The organism is Alicyclobacillus cycloheptanicus (genome assembly GCF_028751525.1).
GTDB lineage: Bacteria > Bacillota > Bacilli > Alicyclobacillales > Alicyclobacillaceae > Alicyclobacillus_L > Alicyclobacillus_L cycloheptanicus.
Map to the genome: position 1 here is coordinate 3,506,173 of NZ_CP067097.1, position 22,317 is coordinate 3,528,489.

General features: G+C 62.4%; 21 protein-coding genes. 17 read left to right on the forward strand and 4 right to left on the reverse strand.

The features are described from left to right. Positions 1 to 15: 15 nt before the first annotated feature. Together JI721_RS16555 and JI721_RS16560 are read right to left on the reverse strand one after the other, a co-directional pair. Positions 16 to 876 carry a YitT family protein gene (locus JI721_RS16555; RefSeq protein ID WP_307015665.1) on the reverse strand — a complete coding sequence of 287 codons (861 nt, stop codon included), beginning with the start codon at positions 874 to 876 and terminating at the stop codon, positions 16 to 18. A 97-nt stretch (positions 877 to 973) separates the two neighbouring features. Continuing rightward, positions 974 to 2,032, reverse strand: coding sequence for a YkvI family membrane protein (locus tag JI721_RS16560; protein WP_274455959.1), 1,059 nt, complete (start codon positions 2,030 to 2,032; stop codon positions 974 to 976). A 162-nt stretch (positions 2,033 to 2,194) separates the two neighbouring features. Here JI721_RS16560 and JI721_RS16565 point away from each other — a divergent pair, with 162 nt between their 5' ends. Together JI721_RS16565 and JI721_RS16570 are read left to right on the forward strand one after the other, a co-directional pair. After that, the gene (locus JI721_RS16565; RefSeq protein WP_274455960.1) at positions 2,195 to 3,001 is read left to right on the forward strand and encodes an undecaprenyl-diphosphate phosphatase; all 807 of its coding nucleotides are present in this window, start codon (positions 2,195 to 2,197) and stop codon (positions 2,999 to 3,001) included. Positions 3,002 to 3,126: 125 nt separating this feature from the next. After that, the gene (locus tag JI721_RS16570; RefSeq protein ID WP_274455961.1) at positions 3,127 to 3,291 is read left to right on the forward strand and encodes a hypothetical protein; all 165 of its coding nucleotides are present in this window, start codon (positions 3,127 to 3,129) and stop codon (positions 3,289 to 3,291) included. A gap of 586 nt (positions 3,292 to 3,877) precedes the next feature. Here the strand turns inward: JI721_RS16570 and ylbJ are convergent. Beyond that, the gene (gene ylbJ, locus JI721_RS16575) at positions 3,878 to 5,170 is read right to left on the reverse strand and encodes a sporulation integral membrane protein YlbJ (RefSeq protein WP_274455962.1); all 1,293 of its coding nucleotides are present in this window, start codon (positions 5,168 to 5,170) and stop codon (positions 3,878 to 3,880) included. Positions 5,171 to 5,336: 166 nt separating this feature from the next. Here ylbJ and JI721_RS16580 point away from each other — a divergent pair, with 166 nt between their 5' ends. From JI721_RS16580 to JI721_RS16645, 14 genes are all read left to right on the forward strand, one after another. After that, the gene (locus JI721_RS16580; RefSeq protein WP_274457913.1) at positions 5,337 to 5,690 is read left to right on the forward strand and encodes a nucleotide pyrophosphohydrolase; all 354 of its coding nucleotides are present in this window, start codon (positions 5,337 to 5,339) and stop codon (positions 5,688 to 5,690) included. A 115-nt stretch (positions 5,691 to 5,805) separates the two neighbouring features. Continuing rightward, complete coding sequence (locus JI721_RS16585) at positions 5,806 to 6,213, forward strand: tetratricopeptide repeat protein (RefSeq protein WP_274455963.1); 408 nt, start codon at positions 5,806 to 5,808, stop codon at positions 6,211 to 6,213. Between the two features lie 37 nt (positions 6,214 to 6,250). Further along, positions 6,251 to 7,198 (forward strand): 4-hydroxy-tetrahydrodipicolinate reductase, encoded by a 948-nt coding sequence (gene dapB, locus JI721_RS16590; protein ID WP_307015669.1) that lies wholly within the window; start codon positions 6,251 to 6,253, stop codon positions 7,196 to 7,198. A gap of 51 nt (positions 7,199 to 7,249) precedes the next feature. Further along, on the forward strand, positions 7,250 to 7,669 hold the full coding sequence (mgsA, locus tag JI721_RS16595) for a methylglyoxal synthase (RefSeq protein WP_274455964.1): 420 nt from the start codon (positions 7,250 to 7,252) through the stop codon (positions 7,667 to 7,669). Further along, a complete protein-coding gene (bshA, locus tag JI721_RS16600) occupies positions 7,666 to 8,808 on the forward strand; it encodes an N-acetyl-alpha-D-glucosaminyl L-malate synthase BshA (protein WP_274455965.1) in 1,143 nt (380 codons plus the stop codon). The genes mgsA and bshA overlap by 4 nt, the downstream gene beginning before the upstream one ends. Then, entirely contained in the window at positions 8,805 to 10,184 is a 1,380-nt protein-coding gene (locus JI721_RS16605; RefSeq protein ID WP_274455966.1) for a CCA tRNA nucleotidyltransferase, read from the forward strand. The genes bshA and JI721_RS16605 overlap by 4 nt, the downstream gene beginning before the upstream one ends. After that, complete coding sequence (locus JI721_RS16610) at positions 10,154 to 11,212, forward strand: biotin--[acetyl-CoA-carboxylase] ligase (RefSeq protein WP_274455967.1); 1,059 nt, start codon at positions 10,154 to 10,156, stop codon at positions 11,210 to 11,212. The genes JI721_RS16605 and JI721_RS16610 overlap by 31 nt, the downstream gene beginning before the upstream one ends. A gap of 177 nt (positions 11,213 to 11,389) precedes the next feature. Next, positions 11,390 to 12,985 carry a tetratricopeptide repeat protein gene (locus JI721_RS16615; protein ID WP_274455968.1) on the forward strand — a complete coding sequence of 532 codons (1,596 nt, stop codon included), beginning with the start codon at positions 11,390 to 11,392 and terminating at the stop codon, positions 12,983 to 12,985. 31 nt (positions 12,986 to 13,016) lie between these two features. Continuing rightward, positions 13,017 to 15,977, forward strand: coding sequence for a helicase C-terminal domain-containing protein (locus JI721_RS16620; RefSeq protein ID WP_274457916.1), 2,961 nt, complete (start codon positions 13,017 to 13,019; stop codon positions 15,975 to 15,977). Positions 15,978 to 16,084: 107 nt separating this feature from the next. Beyond that, positions 16,085 to 16,993: a non-homologous end joining protein Ku gene (ku, locus tag JI721_RS16625; protein WP_274455969.1), complete on the forward strand. Its 909-nt coding sequence runs from the start codon at positions 16,085 to 16,087 to the stop codon at positions 16,991 to 16,993. Positions 16,994 to 17,017: 24 nt separating this feature from the next. After that, entirely contained in the window at positions 17,018 to 17,944 is a 927-nt protein-coding gene (gene ligD / locus JI721_RS16630) for a non-homologous end-joining DNA ligase (protein WP_274455971.1), read from the forward strand. A gap of 129 nt (positions 17,945 to 18,073) precedes the next feature. Then, positions 18,074 to 18,898, forward strand: a complete 825-nt coding sequence (mtnP, locus tag JI721_RS16635; protein WP_274455972.1) for an S-methyl-5'-thioadenosine phosphorylase — start codon at positions 18,074 to 18,076, stop codon at positions 18,896 to 18,898. Then, a complete protein-coding gene (mtnA, locus tag JI721_RS16640) occupies positions 18,885 to 19,946 on the forward strand; it encodes an S-methyl-5-thioribose-1-phosphate isomerase (RefSeq protein WP_274455973.1) in 1,062 nt (353 codons plus the stop codon). The genes mtnP and mtnA overlap by 14 nt, the downstream gene beginning before the upstream one ends. 2 nt (positions 19,947 to 19,948) lie before the next feature. Next, positions 19,949 to 21,244 (forward strand): amidohydrolase, encoded by a 1,296-nt coding sequence (locus JI721_RS16645; RefSeq protein ID WP_274455974.1) that lies wholly within the window; start codon positions 19,949 to 19,951, stop codon positions 21,242 to 21,244. A gap of 23 nt (positions 21,245 to 21,267) precedes the next feature. Here the strand turns inward: JI721_RS16645 and JI721_RS16650 are convergent, their stop codons facing one another. Then, positions 21,268 to 21,447: a hypothetical protein gene (locus JI721_RS16650; RefSeq protein ID WP_274455975.1), complete on the reverse strand. Its 180-nt coding sequence runs from the start codon at positions 21,445 to 21,447 to the stop codon at positions 21,268 to 21,270. An 89-nt stretch (positions 21,448 to 21,536) separates the two neighbouring features. Here JI721_RS16650 and surE point away from each other — a divergent pair, with 89 nt between their 5' ends. Next, positions 21,537 to 22,316 carry a 5'/3'-nucleotidase SurE gene (gene surE / locus JI721_RS16655; protein WP_274455976.1) on the forward strand — a complete coding sequence of 260 codons (780 nt, stop codon included), beginning with the start codon at positions 21,537 to 21,539 and terminating at the stop codon, positions 22,314 to 22,316. Position 22,317 lies beyond the last annotated feature (1 nt).

Sequence of the window (22,317 nt, forward strand, 5' to 3'; positions counted from 1 at the left end):
CCCGAGACGGCCTGTTTATTTTGCGGAACCCGGAGCATCTTCGGGTCCGTCATACGAGAACCCTTCGCCGAGGACTTCGTGGACGTCGTTGATGACTACAAACGCCCGAGGGTCTATCTCCGACACAATGCGCTGCAGGCGCATCAACTCGTCCCGCGGCACCACACAGTAAACGACCTGGCGCGCATCCCCCGTGTACCCGCCGCGCGCCTGCAGCAGGGTCGTGCCGCGTTCCAGCTTGTCGTGGATGGCGTTGATGATGGCCTGGTTGTGGTCGGAGATAATCATGACCGCCTTTCCAGCACGGACACCGGACATGACGAAGTCGACCACGCGGCTAGCGACAAACAACGCGACCAGGGAGACCATCGCGGTCTGTCGACCAATTTCAAACGCAATGAGCACAAGGACCAGCACGTCGATGGCGAACAAGCTGCGGCCCATTTCAATGCCATAGAAGTGCCTGGCCAAACGCGCAATGATGTCGGATCCGCCAGTTGTGGCGCCCGCGCGGAAGATGATGCCAAGGCCAAAGCCAGTGACGACGCCCGCGTAGAGCGCAGCGAGCAACGGGTCGGCGGTGGGCATCTGAAGATGGGATGTGAGTGCTGTGAACAACGATACGGCACCAACGCCAACGGCCGTCTTGAGGATGAACTCGTGGCCGAACAGACGCCAGCCCGGAATCAGCAGCGGGATGTTGAACAGGAGAAACGTGATCCACAAAGGCCAGTGCAGTTTGTAGAGAAACAGCAGGGAGATGCCGACCAGCCCGCCCTCTGCAAGGTGGTTCGCAACCAAAAACGCATTCAGTCCAACCGAATAAATCAGGGCGCCGACCAGAATGGACCCCCACTTCCAAACCTGCCTCCACATGCGCAATCACCGCTCCACATCCAAAAAGGGTTGCGTGACGGATGCCACTCATACCGCCCATCACACATCCCCTATATTATCTCAAGTTGGGAGCGGTTCAAGCAGAGGGGGGCTCAGGCCGCGGCCACAACAGGGCTGCGAGCAAGGTCAGACTTGCCCAGCCGAACACGGTGTACCCATAGTGAACGATGTTCGAAAACCCGACCTGGCACAGCGCAAGCGCCAGAACCAGGATGACAGCCGCCGTGACGTTCATGCGCCGCTGGTTCTCACCCGCAAACTGTGCGCCGATGGCGTACACGTTGCCCACCAGCGTCGAAAAAATTTCACCCCACAACACCGCCACAAACACCCATTGCCAGGTCTTCCCGAACTGCGCGGCGATGTAGGCCATCGGAACCTGGAACTGCAGGGCCTGGGGATAGTGCGCGAACAACGTGAACGTCACGGCAAACAGCATCACGCCAAGCCCGGAAGCACCCAGGCGTGCCCCGGCGCGCAAGGTGTCGATGTGTTCGATATCGGCCCCCAGCGGGATGAGCACACCTGCCGCCAGGCCGAGGTTCAGCGCCGCGTACAAGATGGCCGACACGCCCGCCAGAACTGGATGGCCGGTGCCGAGGAACTGACCTGCCACCCACGGAGCGCGCGCACCCACGCTGAACAGGGAGTGCCCCAGCGCGAACAGCATAAAGGACACCATTAAGGGGACAATCACGGTGTTTGCCTCCAGCAGCCCCGCCATCCCGCGCAAGACAGTCGCCAGGGTCAGCAACAGCGTCGCGATGGCGCCAACCCAGAACGACACCTGCAGCCGCTCGCGGAACAGTTCCCCCGCGCCGGCGAGCATGGCCACCGTCACCCCGAACAGCATCACCATCAGCACGGCGTCCATCACGCGCCCCACCGCCGGTCCAAACAGGTACGCGTTCACCTCGTGGTACGAGCGCGCGCGCAGCTGGTGGCCGACCAGCATGATGCGGTAGCCAATCCAGCTGAACAAGAGGACGGCAATCGGGATCGCAAAGTAAGCCCAGTCGCCAAACCGCCCGAAGAACTGATAAATCTCCTGCCCGGAAGCGAATCCGGCGCCAACAACCGTTCCGATGTATGTACAGCCTACCTGAAAGGCGAGAAAGCTTCGACGCGTGCGCACTGTGCATCCCTCCAGTTCAAGATATGGTCTTGTCCGGCAGAACATGAATGCTGTTGCGGACGTGATGGGTGCGGCCGGTTGGACATGTCGAGCGCGCATGTCCATATACATGGAGAGAAGAGGTGTCACAGGCTGTCCATACTGGAAACGGAGGAGGTCGACATGGACTGGACGCAGGCCGTCGTTCTGGGCGTTGTACAGGGCATCACGGAGTTTTTGCCAATCAGCAGTTCCGGCCACCTGGTGCTGCTGCAAAAGTTGTGGCACATCCAAGGTGACCAGCTGCTGTTCATCACGCTTTTGCACATTGGCACGTTGATCGCGGTGCTATGGGCCTTCCGAGCGGACATCGGGTGGTTGATTCGGCACCCACTCAGCCGCTTCTCGCGCATGCTGTTTGTGGCGCTGGTACCAACGGCGCTGATTGGCGTCTTGTTTGAGGACGCCTTTGACCAACTGTTCGCAAGCGGCGCGACGTTAGGGCTCGAGTTTGTGGTAACCGGCGTCATTTTGTGGTGGATGGACAGCGTCACGTCGGGCACCAAGTCGCAAGACGACGTGCGGACGTCGGACGCAGTGTGGATCGGGATCTTCCAAGGAGCTGCCATTTTACCCGCGCTGTCGCGCTCCGGCCTGACCATTGCCGGCGGTTTATGGCGCGGCCTGGACCGCGACACGGCAGGCCGGTTTTCGTTTCTCGTCTCCATTCCGGCAATTTTGGGCGCGACCGTGCTGGAGCTGGAGAAGGCGCTGTCCGCCCCGATGGGGGAGGGGGCAACACCCTGGGGGCCCATGATGGTCGGGACAGCCGCCGCGGTCGTGGCCGGGTACTTATCCGTACGCTTCACGCTGTGGCTGCTGCGGCATGCGCAGATGCGGTGGTTCGCCCTGTACGCGTGGGCGCTGGCCGCCTTCATCCTGGCCGACCAGTTGTTCTTTCACCACTGGTTCCCGCCGCTGGTGCATTAACTTGGCGCATGGAACACCACTGCTGGTTTTATACCGATGGTTCCCGCCGCTGGTGCAGTTGCGCCAGCGGCTCGCAATTGGCTGAGGGGGTGAGGCGGGATGAAGGGATTGTCCCGGATAAGGGCGTGAGTCGGGAACGAGTGGCCACGGGATGGGGAAAGGCAGGGCAGGAGGCCAGGGGAGACGCCGGCGGCTTCGGCAATGGGATCGCGATGGCAAACGTACCTTTGCCGGCGGCGCGGGCGGCGCGGGCGGCATGGGTGAGCGGACAGGTCCACGACTGCACCTGACCCGTGAGGCCTCAAGCCGGGACGGTTGCATTGGATGAAACGGCTTGGTGAAACGAGTCGTGATCGCAAGACAGATGCCCCGTTCATGCAGGAAAATTAGGTAGGTTTCGTTCCCGAAACGGCAGAGGCGGCCAGCGAGGGCCCTGCCATTGGGCAGGTTTGGTTCCTTATCGGGCTCACGGTGACCTCCTGGAGCCGGTCATAAGGTAGGTTTGCTTCCCTCTGCCGTCCGAGATCCCCATGCCGCTCCCGCCATTAGGCAGGTTTGGTTCCTTATCGAGCCCGCCGTGACTGCCTCGGGCTGGTGACTGGGTAGATTTCGTTCCCTAAACGGCAGAGGCGGCCAGCGAGGGCCCTGCCATTAGGCAGGTTTGCTTCCTTATCGGACTCACGGTGACCTCCTGGAGCCGGTCATAAGGTAGGTTTGCTTCCCTCTGCCGTCCGAGATCCCCATGCCGGCCCCGCCGTTAGGCAGGTTTGGTTCCTTAACCCGCCCAGACACCCGCCCAGACAGCCGCCCAGGGAGCCCCCCAACCAAACCAACCCAGCCAGCCCCCCAAAGCGCCGGCGTCACCTTTATCCATCGTCAAACGCGCCACGCGACGACGCGAATCTTCCGAACCACCCACAGCGCGACAGAGAGGACCGCCAGCAAGGCAAACAGGAGCAGCCACAAATCAAGACTGGCCTCCATCACATGCCACCACGGCAGCTGCCCGGTCATGGTTTGGGCGGCTGCGAATGCGGGGAGGGAGGACGCCATGGTTGCGGCGACATGGCCCATCCCGAGGGCATACAAGACGACCGTGACGACGGCGGCGAACGCCGCGTGCAGAAAGCGCGCGAGGAAGTATGGACGCATCCGAATGTCCGTCTCCGTCAGCACACTGGCAACCTGCGCGTGGACGGACAGCCCGCTCCAGGCAATGATGGCGCTGACCAGCGCCAGCTTCTGCAGCATGGGCGCAGCTTGAACGGCCGCCGCCTGTGCGGTACCAACGTCAATCTCCAAAATCCCGGCCAGCGTCGGCGGCACCAATCCACTGTGGATCCCGAAAACGTGGTACACCACGGCAATTGGCCAGCCAATCACTTGAATCAGTCCGGATACGCGCAGGACGTCAATCAACACCGAGAAGAAAACGATAAATCCGCAAATCATGATGAGGGTCTGCATCGACTCCACGACCGCATCGCGCATGATTTTCCCGAACGGCCGGCCGTCTTCCTCTCGAGCTGCAATCATTTCGTGGAACGCCCGCAGAAACAGGTTGCCCCTTTTCGCGGAAGTTCCGTGCGGCGTGCCGGCAGGAACCGGTGCGACAGGGTTCTCATCGTGATCGGCTTGCTCCACCCGGCGTCCCCACAGCTTGAAGCTGACCCCCACCAGAAAGGCGGAAATGTAATGGGCTACCGCGAGCAGCGCACCAATCTCCGGGGACTTGAACATCCCGACGGCCACAGCGCCAATCATAAACAGCGGGTCAGCGGTGTTCGTGAACGCCAGCAGCCGCTCCCCTTCCACGCGAGAGCAGAGGTTTTGCTGGCGAAAGCGTGCCGTGATCACGGCGTCCATGGGATACCCTGCAGCCAGCCCCATCGACAGTGCGAACGCGCCGATGCCAGGGACGCTGAACAGCGGCCGCATCAAAGGCTCCAAAATGACACCGAAGCCCCGCACAACCCCGAGCCCCAACATGAATTCAGCAAGGATGAAAAAGGGGAGAAGTGAGGGAAAGACGGTGTGCCAGAACAACTTCATCCCTCCGAGTCCCGCTTCGAACCCTTCCTTTGGGTATACCACGAGGGCAAGTGTAAACAACACCACCATTAAACCAAGCAAGGTCGTGGACCAGCGGCTCTTTTGCTGTGATTTCAAACCGTGTCATCTCCTTTGCGGCGGTACGATCGCACGACGGCAGCAGCCGCACGTGATATCCGGGACAATACATCTTATGTCCAAGCATGGGCTTTATGTTAGACTGGCAGGGAAGGAAGTCCAATCCGAAGCACGGGACTTGCGAATGGAGGTCAGGAGCGTGCCGATGACACTGGCTGAGGTCCAGGCTCGCGTAGATGCCTACATCGGACAGTTTCAGGAAGGTTACTTTACCCCCATGACCCTCGTCGTCCGATTGGCAGAGGAACTCGGGGAATTGGCGCGTGAGGTCAATCACCACTACGGAGAAAAGCCGAAGAAGCCGACGGAAGCACAAGGCAGCATTGCGCTCGAACTAGGCGATCTCCTGTTTGTCATCACCTGCCTCGCGAACCGGCTGCACATTGACCTCGAACAGTCGTTCGTCGATGTGATGAACAAGTTTGAAACACGCGATCGCGATCGCTGGACACGCCTTGTGCAGCCGCCGCCGGACGCCGGTGACAAGCGCTTGGAGTGAACCAGGCCGCCGGTGGATAGGCCCCTGCCTTTTCCCCGGGACTGGCTGCGCATAGAATGGAGACAAAGTACCATGCGCAGATTGGTCCACGGGGACACACCGGGAGGGGACGACGATGTCAGGCGAGAATTACCTGCGCGCGGCGTACTCCTACTTATATATTGGTGAATTCGGCAAGGCGTCCGAGGCGTTTCAGCGGGCAATTGAGGAAGACCCGCAAAACGCTGCGTACTATTTTCACGGGTCCGTGACCGCACTTCGCAACGGACAGACGGAACGGGCGCTCTGCTGGGCGAAACAAGCGGCCCAGTTGAAGCCCGACGACGCCTTGTACGGGGCACACCTGGCGATGGTAGAGTCTGTGCTCTACACAAAGCAGGGGACACACGCGCTCGAGACTGGCGCGCTGGAGGAAGCGCGGCAGGCGCTGCAGGAGGCTGTGGCGACCAACCCATTGAATGAAGAAGCACACGCCCTGCTCGAACAGCTTGGGCCCCTCGAACAGCCTGGGCCCGCGGAATAACGCTTCGCACCGACGCAAAGGAGGCAGCAGCACACCCATGCAGAAACCGACGCATCCGGACACATCCATCGAAAAACCCCCTATCCGCATCGCGATCGCCGGCGCAGCTGGCAAAATGGGTAAGGAAGCGTACGCGGCGCTTGCCGCAGACGACCGCTTCGAAATCGCAGCAGTCCTGGTCAGAAATCCAGCGCTGGCCGAACCATTTCCGGTGCCCGCGTTCGCGGATGCAAAAACCCTGCTCGAGGAGGTCGAGATCGACGTCTGGCTGGACCTGACCGACGCGACCTCCGTCGTATCGCACGCTGACTTGGCACTGGCTGCCAACGTTCGACCCGTGCTCGGTGCGACCGGCTATTTGCCGGAGGATATTGACCGTTGGCGGGCGCAGTGTGATGAACTGGGCATCGGCGGGATTGCGGCACCCAATTTTGCGATCGGTGCGCTCTTGATGACCCGCTTTGCCGCAGAAGCCGCGCGCTTTTACCCACACGCGGAAATCATCGAACTTCACCATGACGGAAAGCGCGACGCGCCGTCTGGAACCGCAAAGCGCACGGCCGAAGCGATGGCACAGGCACGCGCACAGAGCGGGGTGCACGACCTCGCCGCAACCGTCGTGTCTTCACAGGGGCAAAAAGTGGACGAGGGGTCGAAGGCCGCGTCCACGTCGGCCCGCTCCGTGTCTTTTGGATATGCTGCCGGGGACACGCCGGTCATGGGCACGGCGGCAGCCGACGCCAAGGCGGCGGACGCCGCTTCGCAAGCACGCGGGCTGCGGGTCGGCGAAGTCCCGGTACACAGCATTCGGCTCCCCGGGCTGGTTGCACACCAGGAGGTGCTGTTCGGCGGAACGGGAGAAGTGCTGACGATTCGGCACGACTCACTGTCGCGATCGAGCTTTATGCCTGGCATTCTCTACTGCTGCGCGAAGGTGATGGAACTTCGCCAGTTCGTCTACGGACTCGAGCATCTGCTCTGGTAGGATGTGGACAACCTGTGCAGTGGACAACCTGTTCAAAGGACGGTGAGGCCCTTGAAGATCGCGTTGATTGCCCATGACCGAAAGAAGGACATGATGGTCGACTTTGCACTCGCGTACCGGCACATCTTTGTCGACCACACCCTGTTTGCGACCGGCACCACCGGACAGCGCATCATGGAAGCCACCGGGCTTTCCGTCACGCGGGTGCAGTCGGGCCCCTATGGCGGCGACCAGCAAATCGGTGCCAAGATTGCGGAGGACCAGATGGATCTCGTCATCTTTCTCAGGGACCCGCTGACCGCCCAGCCGCACGAACCGGACATCACCGCGCTCCTGCGCTTGTGCGACGTACATAACATTCCGGTGGCGACCAATCTGGCCACGGCCGAAGCCCTCCTGCGTTCGCTCGAACGCGGCGACCTGGACTGGCGCAGGGCGGTGAACGGGGAAGAGGAGACCCACGAGATATGAACATTGGCATCAGCTGCTATCCGACGTTAGGCGGGTCGGGTGCGGTAGCGGCTGAACTGGGCAAGGCACTGGCCGCCCGCGGGCACCAGGTGCACTTTATCGTATCGGACATTCCGTTTCGACTCGGCGAGTTTTACCAAAACATCTACATCCATCAGGCGGAGACGTCTTCCTACCCCGTCCTGAGAACACCGCCGTACGACTTCGCACTGGCTGCGAAAATGGCGGACATCGCCGTGACGTACGACCTGGACGTGCTGCACGTCCACTACGCGCTGCCTTTCGCCGTGTGCGCGTTTCTCGCCAAACGCATGGTCGCCCCGCGTCCGCTGCCGGTGGTCACCACCTTGCACGGCACCGATGTCACCGTGCTGGCGCAGGACCGCGCGTTGTTCAACGTGATCCGCCTGGGGATTCTCGAATCCGACGTGGTGACGGCGGTCAGCCGCAGCCTGATTGCCCAGACCCGCGAGCTGTTCCAGGTCGACCGCGACATCCACTGTGTGTACAACTTTGTCGACCCAGCGGTGTTTCACCCGGTCCGCCGCGGAAAACTGCGCGAGCAAGTGGCACCGAACGGCGAAAAGGTACTGCTGCATGTGTCCAACTTTCGCAAAGTCAAGCGCATTCCGGACATCCTTGAAGTGTTTGCCCGCGTTGCCAGGCAGCTGCCCGCCGTGCTGCTGCTGGCTGGGGAAGGGCCGGAGTGGAATCGTGCGCGGGAGTACGCGCGCACCCTCGGCATTGAGCAGAAGGTCCATTTTCTCGGCCGCCAGGACGAAGTGGCGAGCCTGTTTTCGCTGGCGGACTTGTTTCTGCTGCCCTCGGAAAAGGAGAGTTTTGGGCTGGTCGCGCTGGAGGCGATGGCGTCCGGCGTGCCGGTTGTCGGCTCCACGGCTGGCGGCATTCCAGAGGTCGTCGCCCACGGTGAGACCGGTTATCTCGCGGAAGTCGGCGATGTCGAGCAGATGGCACAGTACGCGCTGGCGATTTTACAGGACGCGTCCTTGCATGCGCGCATGTCGAGTGCCAGTCGACACTGTGCCGTGCAGCGCTTTCACGTGAACGAAAAGGTGGCCGAGTACGAGTCGCTGTACCGCCGGGCGATTGCACAGCACGCACTGGAGGGTCTGCGGTGACGTCGAATGCTGAACGTCCGCCCGGCGCGATGCGCCCCGCCGCCTGGCCGGCGGCCGTGCAGATGCTCCTCGACCGCTTGACCGCCGCCGGGTTTCAAGCCTATTTGGTGGGCGGGTGTGTCCGCGACCTGCTCCTTCACCGACCGGTGCACGATTACGACATTGCGACCGACGCGCTGCCAGCGCAAGTGATATCGCTGTTTCAAAGGACGGCCCCCACCGGCCTGCAGCACGGCACGGTGACGGTGCTGGATTTCTCAATGCCCATGGAAGTCACGACTTTTCGCATCGACGCCGCGTACAGTGACGGGCGCCGTCCGGACCGCGTGTCGTTCACACGCAACCTCATCGACGACCTCGCTCGGCGCGACTTTACCATCAATGCGATGGCGATCGATCGCGATGGCCGCCTGCACGACCCGTTTCACGGCCAGCACGACTTGCAAAAACGCCAGATTCGCGCCGTTGGTAAGCCGGAAGCGCGGTTTTCGGAGGATGGCCTGCGCATCTTGAGAGGGCTGCGGTTCGCGGCAGAGCTCGGCTTTACACTCGAACCCGCCACGCTCGCAGCGATGCACGCCAACAGCCGGCGGCTCGCAGTCATCTCCAACGAACGCATCGGTCAGGAGTTCGCGCGCATCGCAGCCGCCGGGTGGAAATCCATCGCAGAGCAGCTGACCGCAGGTCCGTACTTGCCCGCCCTGCCTGCGCCGTGGCCCAAGCTCGCGCACGGCTTTGCGAAGTTGGCAGCGGCCCCCTGGGACGACGCAGCCTGGTTGACGGTGTTGCGCGCACTCCACGCGGACCTGGCCGCGCACGCCCCGACCCTCGCGGCAGATGACCTGAAGGCCATGTTCTCGTTGGTCGTCTGGTGTGTCGCTGCCGGCTGCACACCGCAGGAGACGAGACGCCTGGTCAGACAATCCGCCTGGCCTCGTTCGTGGGGAAATGCCATCGTGCATGCGGTCGATCTCGGTCTGACCGACCCGGCCCAGTGGACACGGCCGACCTGGCGCTGGGCCTTCTACACCCATCCGGCCCCCGCCGTGTTCATGGCATGTGCCGCACACGACGTCCTCGCGGGCGGCGAAAGAGGGCAGCGCGCGTCCAGCTGCGTCCAGCAGGCGCAAACGCAGCCCCTCTGGTCCTTGCGGGACCTGGCCGTCTCAGGTGAGGATGCAGCGGCTCTTGGCGCCGCTGGGCCGGACATCGGCCGCGTCCTGCGGTACGCTGCAGCAAAGGTGCTGGCAGAGCGTCTGCCCAACGACCGCGCGGTCCTCTTGCGCGCATGCGCGTCCTGGCTGAAGCACATCGAATCGAAAGAGAATCGGGAGGAGTACACGCCATGCAGGAACACTCACCCGCCGCAGATGTAAATCAAGGCGCCGCAGACGGACATGCAGTCATTCCGGGGACGGAGTCGGAACAACTGCGAGACCGGATTTTGACCGCGCTGCTCTCGGAACGAGACGGTTATGTCTCCGGTGAACACCTGAGCGAAGTCACGGGCGTCTCACGTACCGCCGTCTGGAAGCACATCAAACACCTTGAACGCCTGGGCTTTCGGTTCGAGGCAGCCCACCGGCTCGGGTACCGCCTGGTGGAGACCCCGGACCTGTTGATGGCCCCCTTACTGGCACAGTACCTGCCCAAGGAAGCGTCGTTTGGCAAGCATGTGCGCTGGCTGCCCAGCTGCGACTCGACGAACAAGACCGCGATGGGCCTCGCCGGCGCCGGCGCACCTCACGGCACGCTGGTGACCGCGTGGGAACAGACCGGCGGCCGCGGGCGGCGGGGCAGGGCTTGGTTTTCACCGCAGGGGGGACTGTGGATGTCACTCATCCTGCAGCACCCGATTGCCCTTTCCCGCGCGGCGGAACTGACCCTTCTCTGCAGCGTGGCCGTCCGGCGTGCCATTCGAGCCACCTGCGGCGCCAGCCCGGACATCAAGTGGCCCAACGACCTGCTTATGGGCGGCCGGAAAATCTGCGGGATTTTGGCCGAAATCCGCGCGGATGGCGAAACGGTGCAGCACGCTGTGCTGGGCATCGGGATCAACAGCAACATCCCTGCGACGGCGTTTCCGCCGGACTTACTGGCCATCGCGACGTCGCTGGCGATTGAAACGGACAGCACCATCCACAACCTCACACTGGCAGCGGCGATTTTGAAGGAGCTCGAGCCGATGTACCGCGATTTGGAAGCCGGTGGTGCCGGGTTTCAGGCGGTGGCCGGCGAATGGCGGGCCGCCAGCGCCACGCTGGGTCGGCACATCCGCGTGCAAACGGCGAGCAAGGTGCTGGAAGGCGATGCGGTCGACGTGGATGACAGCGGCGTGTTGTACCTGCGGGTTGATTCCGGTCAAGTCATCCCCGTGCACAGCGGCGACGTGCTGTTTTCCTGACGAGTTCCGACGGGGACGCAGCCGCCAGCGCCGCACACAAAACATCTGCACGTGCCGTCAGCCAGACGTCTTGGCTGATTCTCCCTGCGGTTCGCCAAAATCCCCCTCGGGATGCATGAAATCCCACGCCGCGGGACATGCTACACAAGGTATGGCGACGCAAGGGAGGAATGGGTGTTGTTCGACACAGCGTTCGCAACCTTGTTCAAAGCGGTCGATCGCATCCGTTTGCAACTGGAGTCTGCTGCGCCGGAACTGCGCATGTACCTTGCGGAAGAGCTGCTGGAGCTGCGGCAGCTCGGCGACCAGTACATGGATCACTGGCTGGCGCTTGACGAGCAGATTCTCGAGTTGCTGGAGACGTACGACATTCAACCGGTGGAAGACAGCCTAACCCTCACCTTCAGCGCAGAAGACAACCTCGGACTGGGCAGCACAAATCCACTGCCTGCCTGGCTGGGTACAGATCGCGCGGCCGCCCCGGACGTGTCGTTTGCGGCGCAGGCCGCACCCGATGTAGACGCGTCCGACGACGACGTGTTGTGGCACCTGCAGCCTCCCGGTGAAGCCGCCGACTGGGGGGACTTCGCGTTTCTCGACTTGCACCGTGTGAACGCGGCGTTTCGCCGGGGCATGGGGTATTTTGACTTGCTGCTGTTCAAGGAAGCCGCCGCTTCCTTGTCTGAGGTGGTTCAATCGGTCAAAAATCCAGTCGCCCAAATCTACCTGGCTGCCGCCCTCGCGGCCCAGGGCGAGGCGGATGAAGCCCTCCGCCACCTCGACTCCGTTCGCGCCCATTCGTCCGATCCGCTGTTCTGGTGCGCGGCCAATGAAGTGGAGGCGCAGCTGCGGGTGCAGCGCGGAGAACTGGATGCTGCGATTCACTGTCTCGAAGACAGCTGCGAGCGCATGCCCGACTACCAGGACGTCTGGTATAACCTCGGTATTTGTCTGTCCAAAAAATCGGCGTGGCAAGCCGCAGCCGCCGCGCTCGAACAGGCCTGGCGGCTCGATCCCGACGATATCGACGCCGCCACCCTGCTTGGCTTCTGTCAACTGCAGGAAGGCGACGTGGACGAAGCGGCCAGGACGTGTCAGGCTCTGCTGCGGCGGTACCCCCGCCATCCACGTGTGCGTTTTCTGCAGAGCCGCGTCTTCCTGGCACAGGGCCGCCCGTCCCGCGCAGTGCAGTTGTGCCGGCAATTGGTGGACCTCTACCCTGAAATGGATGGTCCGTGGGACCTCTTGACCTGGACGCTTCTGCACCAAGGGCAACCGGAAGAAGCGATTCCCGTCCTGAAAAAGCGGCTTTCCCTGATGCCCGGCAGCCACAGCGCGATGCTGCAGCTGGGGGTCGCGCATCTCTTGTGTGCATCCTACGAGCGCGCTGAACAAGCGTTTCTCCAGTGCCTGCCCAAGTCAGAGAACAAGTCACTCCTTTGGATCGCGCTGGGCCGTGTGAGTGCCGCCCAGCGGGACGCCGCCAAGGCGCACCGACGGTTTCTGCGCGCCCTGCGCGACCCGCGCAAGGAGGTCAAGCAGCTGTCCCTCTACTATATGGGCGTCACACTATATGAGGCGAACCGACTACAGGAAGCCCAAAAATACCTGCGGGCTGCTCTGGTGCTCGGACCGCCGAATTCCGCCGTACTGATTGCGCTTGGACGCATCGCCGACCGCATGGGGCGGCACGTGGAGGCCAACCAGTTGTTCACGCGCGCAGCCAACGTTTCCCGCGCCGACCGCGTCGGAACTCTGCTACAATGGACGTAAACAGAGGGCGGGAGGCCGTCGTTTGGAACTCGTGGTGTATGATTTGGAAACGACCGGGCTGCGGCCCGAGCAAGATGAAATCATAGAAATTGGCGCCGTCCGCTGGGTGGACGGCGCCATCGGTGACACCTTTCACAGCTTCGTCCGGCCGACCCGCAGGGTGCCGGACGAGATCTACGAACTCACCGGACTGACACCCGCTGATTTGCAAAATGCGCCGCCCCTGGAGACCGTGCTGCCCCAGTTTCTAAAATTTATCTCCGGCAGCACCCTGGCGGGCCACAACGCGCAGTTTGACCTCAACTTTCTGATGGCAGCCTGCGACAAGGCAGGTTACGAGCTGCCGGCGTCGCGCGATGTCCTGGATTCGCTGCTCCTGGCCCGCGTATTGCTGCCCTTTGAGCAAGCACACCGGCTCGGAGACGTCGCGGCTCGCTGCGGCGTCGAACAACCGGGGGAACACCGCGGCCTGGCTGACGCGCTGACCACCGCGAAGGTGCTCAGCGCGCTCATGACCGAAGCCAGCGCCCTGCCTTATTTGACCCTCCAGCAGCTGGAACGACTCGCCAGCCTGTTTTCGCCGATCACGGCGAATTGGTTCGGCATGGTTGCAGAGCGCCGCTATCAGACGTACGGCACGGCACTGCCGGCGCACTGCGACCAGATTCAGCAGCTGGTGTTCGCCGCAGTGCCCCCGCATCCCGGCGAGACGGACGCAGAAACGGCCGCAGACATGGACGGAGAGACACCCGGCCTTTGCGCGGACACGTCCGCCGCGCGAGAGGACGGGCATTCGTCCGACTCCGAACTGCCAGGAGCGGACGGGGAAGAGCTGGTGGTGGACCCAAGTACGTTCTTCACGGCGGACAGCCCCTTGGGACAGGCACTGCCTTCGTTTGAGATCCGGCCGGGACAGCGCGCCATGGTGGACGCAGTGACAACGGCGCTGGAGGAAGGAAGGCACCTGATTGCCGAAGCCGGGACCGGGACCGGGAAATCCCTGGCGTATCTCATCCCCGCTGCCCTGCACGCCGCGCGGGAGGACGCCCGGGTGATTGTTTCCACCCACACCATTGCGCTGCAGGACCAAATCGAACAGCGCGACTTTGCGACACTCCGGCGCGTGATGAACATGCCGTTGTCGCTGGCCGTGTTCAAAGGCCGCACGCATTACCTGTGCATGCGCAAGCTCGCACAGGAGAACGCGGGCGCGGACTTTGGCACGCCCCGGCCCGAGCTGGAAGCCTATATGACCCTGCTCTCGTGGGTGGCCAACACCCCGGCGGGAAACCGCGAAGAACTGTCGATGTCCGGCCGGCTGGCGGACGTCTGGCAGCGCGTGCAGAGCGAAACGGAAACCTGCATTCACAAACGCTGCCCGTTCTTCAAGTCGTGCTATTACTTCCGTGCGCGAAGCGCCGCCTATGAGGCGGACATCGTTGTCACGAACCACTCCCTGGTGCTGTCCGATTTGAAGTCGGAACACCGCGTGCTGCCGCACTACGACAAAATCATCTTTGACGAAGCCCACCACCTGGAAGAAGAGGCGACCAGGCACCTGGGCGCTGAAGTCTACGCTGGACAGTGCGCGGCCTCGGTAGGGCGGCTGGTCCGGGACGGCGGAAAACACGGGGTCATTGCGGAACTGCTCAACCGCCTGAGCGATGCAAGCACAGCGGAGGCAGTTCAAATCGCCAAACTCGAGACGCTGCAGGACGGTGTGCTGACCGTCAAGGCGGCCATGGACGACGCGTTTGCCGCGCTTGCACAGCTCGTGCCGGCCGGACAATCCGAATTTCGGATCACGCCCGACGTCACGCGCACACCTGCCTGGCAAGCTTATCAAGATGCGGTGCACCGGATGACCGACCTGCAAACCAAGCTGCGTCAGCTCGCGGAAGACCTGGATGAAGCCGCCGAACGCACGGCTGACCAGGACATCGCCGGCCGGTTGTACGATTGTGCTGGATTTGTCCGGGATGTCGCGGCCAAAGCCGATACCCTGTGCCGCGGCGGCGACGCGGGGCCTGACTTCGTCGTGTGGATCGAACGGACTGGCACTGCAGAACGGCCGCACTGGAGCTTGCACATCGCGCCGATTGACGTCGCGGGTATTTTGCGTTCCACCCTGTTCGAAACGAAGGCCTCCGTGGTGTTGACGTCCGCCACGCTGTCCGTGAACGGAAATTTCGACTTCATCAGCGAACGCCTGGGGTTGTCCGCGGCGGCCGAAGAAGGCCGATTGCAGACGCTGTCCGTGCCGTCGCCCTTTGACTACAAGACCCAGGCAATGCTGTGCGTTCCCACGGACGTACCGGAACTCGCCAAGATGGGCGCCGAGGAAGCGGCGGTCTGGTTGTCGGACTCGATTTACCAGCTGGCCAAGGCCAGCGGCGGACGGCTGTTGGCGTTGTTCACCAGCCACGCGATGCTGCGCGCCACCGCGCGGACGCTGCGCGATCCACTGCGAAGCCTCAACATTCGTCTGTTCGCGCAAGGGGTGGACGGAACCCGCAGCCACCTGCTGGAACCCTTCCGCAAAAACCCGAATGCGGTGCTGCTCGGTGCACAGTCCTTCTGGGAAGGCATCGACCTGCCGGGGGACCAGCTGACCACGCTGGTCATCATTCGGCTGCCGTTTGCCCCGCCGACCCACCCCGTTACGGCCGCGCGCCACGAACGGCTCGAACAGCAGGGCAAGAGCGCGTTCTGGCACGCAAGTCTCCCGGAGGCGGTCGTTCGCTTCCGCCAAGGGTTTGGCAGATTGATTCGCACCATGAGCGACCGCGGCGTCGTGGTGATTTACGACAAGCGCATCATCACGGCCAAATACGGGCAGACCTTCATCCGTTCGCTGCCGGGGTTAAGACCGCTCATCGCACCGGAAGCCCAGGTGATTGAGCAGGTGCGGCGGTTTCTGACGCGCCCGAATAAAGCCTCCGAATCCGCCCACACTAGCGGCAAGGAAGTGTCCAACGAACGGCACGGGTAACGCAGGGAGCGCGGGGGCGGTGCGTTGTGCCGCCCGCCTCCGTTTTGGTGGATGACACGCTCCACACGCCCTCGTTGGACAGCGACCGCGCGGGAGGGGGGCTTCACATGCATACGATGTGGAAAGGATCCGTCAGCTTCGGGCTCGTCAACGTACCCGTCCGAATGTTCGCAGCCACAGAGTCCAAGGACATTCAGTTCCGATACCTGCACAAGGTGTGCAGTACACCGATTCAGTACACGCGCACCTGCCCGCACTGCGACCGCCCGGTCGAGTGGGACGAAATTGTCCGCGGTTTTGAGTACGAACCCAACCGCTTCGTCATCATGGACGAAGACGAACTGAAAAGCGTGAACCAATCGCGCTCGCAGACCATCGACATCCTCGACTTTGTTGAACTGACGGACATTGACCCCGTGTACTACGACAAAACCTACTACCTGGCACCCGAAACCAGCGGCGTCAAAGCCTACCGTTTGCTTCAGGCGGCTATGCAGGAAACGGGCAAAATCGCGATCGCCAAAACGGTGCTGCGCAACGCCGAGACATTGGCGTGCGTTCGGACCTACCAACATCTGCTGGTCGTGGAGACATTATTTTGGCCGGATGAGGTACGGGCCACGGCAGAACTCCCAAACCTCACCGCCATCGAAGCGGCGGACGTCGCGCAAAATGAGCTCCAGATGGCCGTCACGCTGATCAACCAGCTGGCGGGCACGTTTACACCGGAGAAGTATGTGGATGAACGGCGAACGGCGCTGCAGGCACTCATCGAACGCAAAGTGTCGGAAGCGGATGTGACGGAAGCACAGCCTGCGGCCGCCCGGCCGGATAACATCGTGGACTTGATGCAGGCGCTGCAGGAAAGCATTCGCCGCACACAAACCGACGCATCCACGGCGACCCCGCGAAAGCGACGCGCCCGAGCTGCGTCGGGAAGCGCCGCCGAGACCGGGGGCAGCGGCGAAGCGCCACAGCGAAAACCCCGCAAACGTACTGCGGCGAAGTCATCGTGATGCGCCAGGAGGGAGGCGTGGAACATGCAAGTTGAAGCTGAACACCCCGTGCTCATCACCAACCCGGAAAAACTGCTGTGGCCGGAGGCCGGCGTGACCAAAGCACAGTACATGCAGTACCTCGTGAATGTGGCGCCGTGGCTGTTGGCGCACCTGCGCGATCGGCCCATCACCATGATTCGGTTTCCGCACGGGATTCACGGGCACTCGTTTTATCAGAAGGACGCGCCGCAGGGGGCACCGGAGTGGGTGCGCACGGTGCCGCTTTGGTCGGACGATCGCGGCGAGTATATCCACCCCGTCGTCGTCGACTCAGTCGCCACCCTGTTGTGGCTGGCGAACCTGGCCTGTCTGGAAATGCACGTCGGCTTCGCCACGCTTCAGCGCCCGATGACGCCGACGAGTATCGCCTTTGATTTGGACCCCACCGTGCCCGGCTTCGAGCCGGTCCGGGAGGTCGCGATGGCGCTGCACGAAGTGCTGGAGGGGCTGGGTCTGCCGCATGTCCCGAAGACATCCGGCGCAACGGGGGTGCAGGTGTTCATTCCGCTGGCCAACCTGGACAACGGAGCGGGTCATTCGTATGAGGAAACGCGCCTGTTTACCGCCGCCGTCGCAACGTACTTGGAGCAGAAGCTGCCCCGCATCGTGACACTGGAACGGCTGAAGAAGCATCGCGGCGACAAGGTGTACGTGGACTACCTCCAGCACGGACACCACCGCACCCTCATTGCCCCCTACAGCGCCAGGGCTACCGTGCATGCGACTGTCTCCACGCCGCTGACGTGGAGCGAACTCGCCGGCGGTGCCGTCCCCGAACAATTCACCGTGCACAATGTGCCCAGCCGGCTGCGCAAGATCGGCGATTTAATGAATGTCGGCCCCGGCGTTCGGCTCGAACAAATCACCTCGGTCCTCAAAGATGCGAAAGCCATCTGCGCGCTGCGATGACGCGGAGTTGACTACCAGCGGCGGCAGACTTCCCGTATAATGGACAACAGACGCAAAACAACGAATAGGTTTGGCAGCATACGCCAGGTCTCACGAAAACCGCCAAGGGGCACAAATGGAGGCGTTCGGTTGCAAGCTGAATTTGCAATTATCGGAGGAACTGGGGTATACGACCCCGCTTTGCTCGAATCCCCGCAAACAATCGTTGTGGATACAGCATACGGTTCGGTGGAACTCACGGTCGGGACGTACCTTGGCCGCGGCATCGCGTTCTTACCTCGCCACGGACGCGGCCACAGTGTACCGCCGCACCGCATCAACTACCGCGCAAACCTGATGGCGCTCAAGCAGATGGGTGTCCGGCAAGTCCTCTCGACCAGCGCGGTCGGCTCTCTCAGCGAGCAGGTGCCGCCCGGGTCACTGGTCGCAGTCAACGACTTTCTGGATTTCACCAAGTCCCGGCCCACGACCTTCTTCGAGGGCAATCCGGTTGTCCATGTGGACATGACTGACCCTTACTGCCACCGCCTGCGGGGCGCGCTCCAGCAAACCGCCAGGGCCCAAGGCATTGAATTGATGGAAGGCGGGGTCTACGTGTGCGCGGAAGGTCCGCGTTTTGAGACACCCGCTGAAATCCGCTACTACCAATCCATCGGCGGGGCCGTGGTCGGGATGACCAACGTCCCGGAAGTCGTCCTCGCCAAAGAGGCAGAACTGTGCTATGCCACCGTCTGTATTGTCACAAACTTTGCGGCCGGCATCAGCCCGCACCCGCTGACGCACGAAGAAGTGGTCGCAGCGATGGCCGCCAATAGCCACCGGGTTCGGCAGCTCTTCTTTGACACGATTGCCAGCCTCGACACACAACGCGACTGCCGCTGCGGTACCGCCGTGCACGGCGACACGCCCTTGCTCGGCGCCGAGAAAGAGGGGGGCGCAGATGAAGGCCATTGAATGGACAGGCTCCGTACTGCGCCTGCTCGACCAGCGTCTGCTGCCGCACGACCAAGTGTGGATCGACTGCGACCGCGCAGAGGCTGTGGCAAAGGCCATTGTCGACATGGTCGTTCGCGGCGCGCCGGCCATCGCAGCCGCTGCGGCATATGGTGTGACACTCGAAGCGCGGTCACAAACAGCGGCATCGCCGGCAGCGTTTCGCCAGCAGGTAGAAGCGGTCATGCAACAGCTGGAACAAACGCGCCCGACCGCCGTCAACCTCAAATGGGCCCTGCATCGGATGAAAGCGGTGCTGCAGGCGTTCCCGGCAGACGCGACGGCGGCCGCGATGGCCCATGCCCTGGAGCAGGAGGCCAATCAAATTGCGAGCGAAGACGTCGCCACCAACCGCGCCATCGGGGAAGTGGGCGCCGCGCTCTTTGCCAATCCGGTGAACATCCTGACGCACTGCAATACCGGGTCGCTCGCCACCGTCGGCTATGGAACGGCACTGGGGGTCATCCGCCGCTTACACGAGTTGCGCCGCCTGCGCATGGTTTGGGTGGATGAAACAAGGCCGTACCTACAGGGTGCCCGATTGACCGCATTTGAATTATCTGCGGAACAGATTCCCTATCGACTCATTACCGACAACACCGCTGCCTACCTGATGCAGCAGGGTGCGGTCGACGCGGTGATTGTCGGCGCAGACCGAATTGCGCGCAACGGCGACACCGCCAACAAAATCGGCACGTACGGACTCGCCGTGCTGTGCCAGCATCACCACATTCCATTTTATGTCGCGGCGCCTCTGAGTACGTTCGACTGGTCGCTGGCATCGGGCCAAGACATCCCGATTGAAACGCGCAATGCCGCGGAAGTCACGCACCTGTTCGGACGCGCACTGGCACCGACCGGAGCAGAGGCACTCCACGTGGCGTTCGATGTGACGCCGCATTCGCTCATCACCGCCATCATCACGGAGGCGGGCGTGATCGAGCAGCCTGCGCTGGCGTCCATGCAAGCGTTCCGGCGCCGCGTCGGCGAAGCAGAGGGGAAGGGCTGAAGATGTCACAGACACTGTTGGAAGTTGGCGCCATCGTCAAAAGCGCGCGCGAAGTATGGGATGGACCGGGATACATTGTGCTGCAGGACGATGTCATCGAAGACATCGGACGCGGCGAATACCCGGGCAGCCGAGCCGGAATGACGGTCGTCAAACGCCCGCACCGGGTGGCGATTCCCGGGCTCGTCAACACGCACGGACACGCTGCGATGACCCTGCTGCGCGGGGCAGGCGATGATTTGCCGCTCATGACCTGGTTGACCGAACGCGTGTTCCCGATGGAAGCCAAACTCACTGAGGACGCGATTTATTGGGGGACGCTGCTCGCTTGCTGGGAAATGATTCGCTCGGGGACCACGTGCTTTACGGATATGTACATGTCGATGCACAAAGCGGCCGCAGCCGTGGAAGAGAGCGGGATGCGCGCCGTGCTGTCGTGGGGCATGGTAGGACTTGACGAAACCAGCGCCCGCAGCGGCATCCGCAACAGCGAGTCGTTTGTGGGGGCCTGGCATCGACAGGCGGGAGGCCGCATCACCGTCACCCTGGGACCGCACGCGCCGTACACGTGCCCGCCAGACTACCTGCAACAGGTGGCCGAACTCGCCGGGCGGCTGGCGGTGCCGATTCAAATTCACCTCAGCGAAACCCGGACGGAGGTCGACGACTGCCTGCGTTTGTACAATCGCACGCCGATTGCGCACGCGGCATCCTGCGGGCTGTTCGAACACCCGGTGTTGGCCGCCCACTGTGTCCATGTAACGGACGAGGACATCGAGATCATGCGTGCAAACGACGTCCATGTGGCGCACAATCCGCAAAGCAACCTGAAGCTCGCCTCGGGCATTGCGCCTGTGCCCAGCATGACACAGGCGGGCCTTATCGTCGGTCTCGGCACAGACGGTGCTGCCAGCAACAACAATTTGGATATGTTTGAGGAACTGAGACTCGCGGCGACGCTGCACAAGGCGGTGGCGTTCGATGCATCCATCCTGCCGGCGGCACAAGCGTTTCAAATGGCCACCGAGGACGGCGCGAAAGCTGTATTTCTGCCGGCTGGAAGTGGCACATTGGAAAAAGGAGCGGCTGCGGATGTGACGCTGCTGGACCTCCGCAGCCCGCATTTGATTCCCACCCACAGCCTGCTCTCGAACGTGGTGTACGCAGCAGGCGCTGACGATGTGACCGACGTGTTTGTCGCTGGCCGCGCGCTGCTGTCCAATCGCGAGCCTCAGACCATTGATACCGAACGGGTCGAATACGAAGCCAGACGTATTGCACAAGCACTGTCACAATAAATAAATGAATGGAACGTTCTGACTTACGGGTCGAGCATCGCCGTGCGAAGGGACCAGGTTCCTTCTGCCGCCAGGTGTGTGTCGCTGTGGGTCGAGGCCGTCAGTGCGCGTAACCATAACTCGGCCTCGCCCTGTTTCTGCAGCCGGCGCCATTCGGAACCGTGATGTTGCTCGGGGACGGCGTTGGATTGGACCATTGACATCGTCCACGCACCTCCTCGGTCGTAGACCTATTATGAGCCCCGGCGGTCGCGGTATGTGGCACGATTGATGGTAAGAGAGGAGACAATCGATGCGGATATTAATTTCGAATGACGATGGCATTCACGCCGATGGCATTCGTGCACTCACCAAGGTGCTCGCGGCGTTTGGGGAAGTGGTGGTCGTTGCCCCAGACAGTCAGCGCAGCGCGTCGAGTCATGCCATTTCCATCCGAGACCGCCTGTACGTGGATGAGGTCGACATGGGCGTTCCCGGTGTTCAGGGATATTCGGTCACTGGCACGCCCGTGGACTGTGTGAAGTGGGCGGTCGCCCTGCTCGGACAGGACCAGCCGTTTGACTTTATGGCGTCCGGCATCAACGAGGGCCACAACCTCGCCACGGACGTCCTGTACTCGGGGACGCTCGCGGCTGCCGGAGAAGCGGCGCTGCTTGGCATTCCGGCAGTTGCCTTTTCGCTGACGGGCCCAGAATTTCCGTTCGACGATGCGGCGCAGGTCGCCGCGAAGATTTTTGCCTGGGCAATCACGCTCGGCCTGCCCGCCGACACGTTCCTGAACGTCAATCTGCCACCCGCCTGCCGCCAAGCCCCGTGGGCCATCACCCAGCTGGGTGCGCGCGGATACGAGTCGCACTTCCGTCAAAGCCAGGATGACCAGGGGCGGGTGTACTACCGGCACGCAGCGGAAACGCTGGAGGAGACTGTCGGAGACGACGCGGACACCCGGGCTGTTGACGCCGGCAAAATCAGCATCACCCCGCTGATCTACCGTTTTACAAACGATTCGATCCTTGATAGTCTAAAATCGGCCCTTGAAACCTTGACGCCATCTAGGACAGGTGAATCATAAC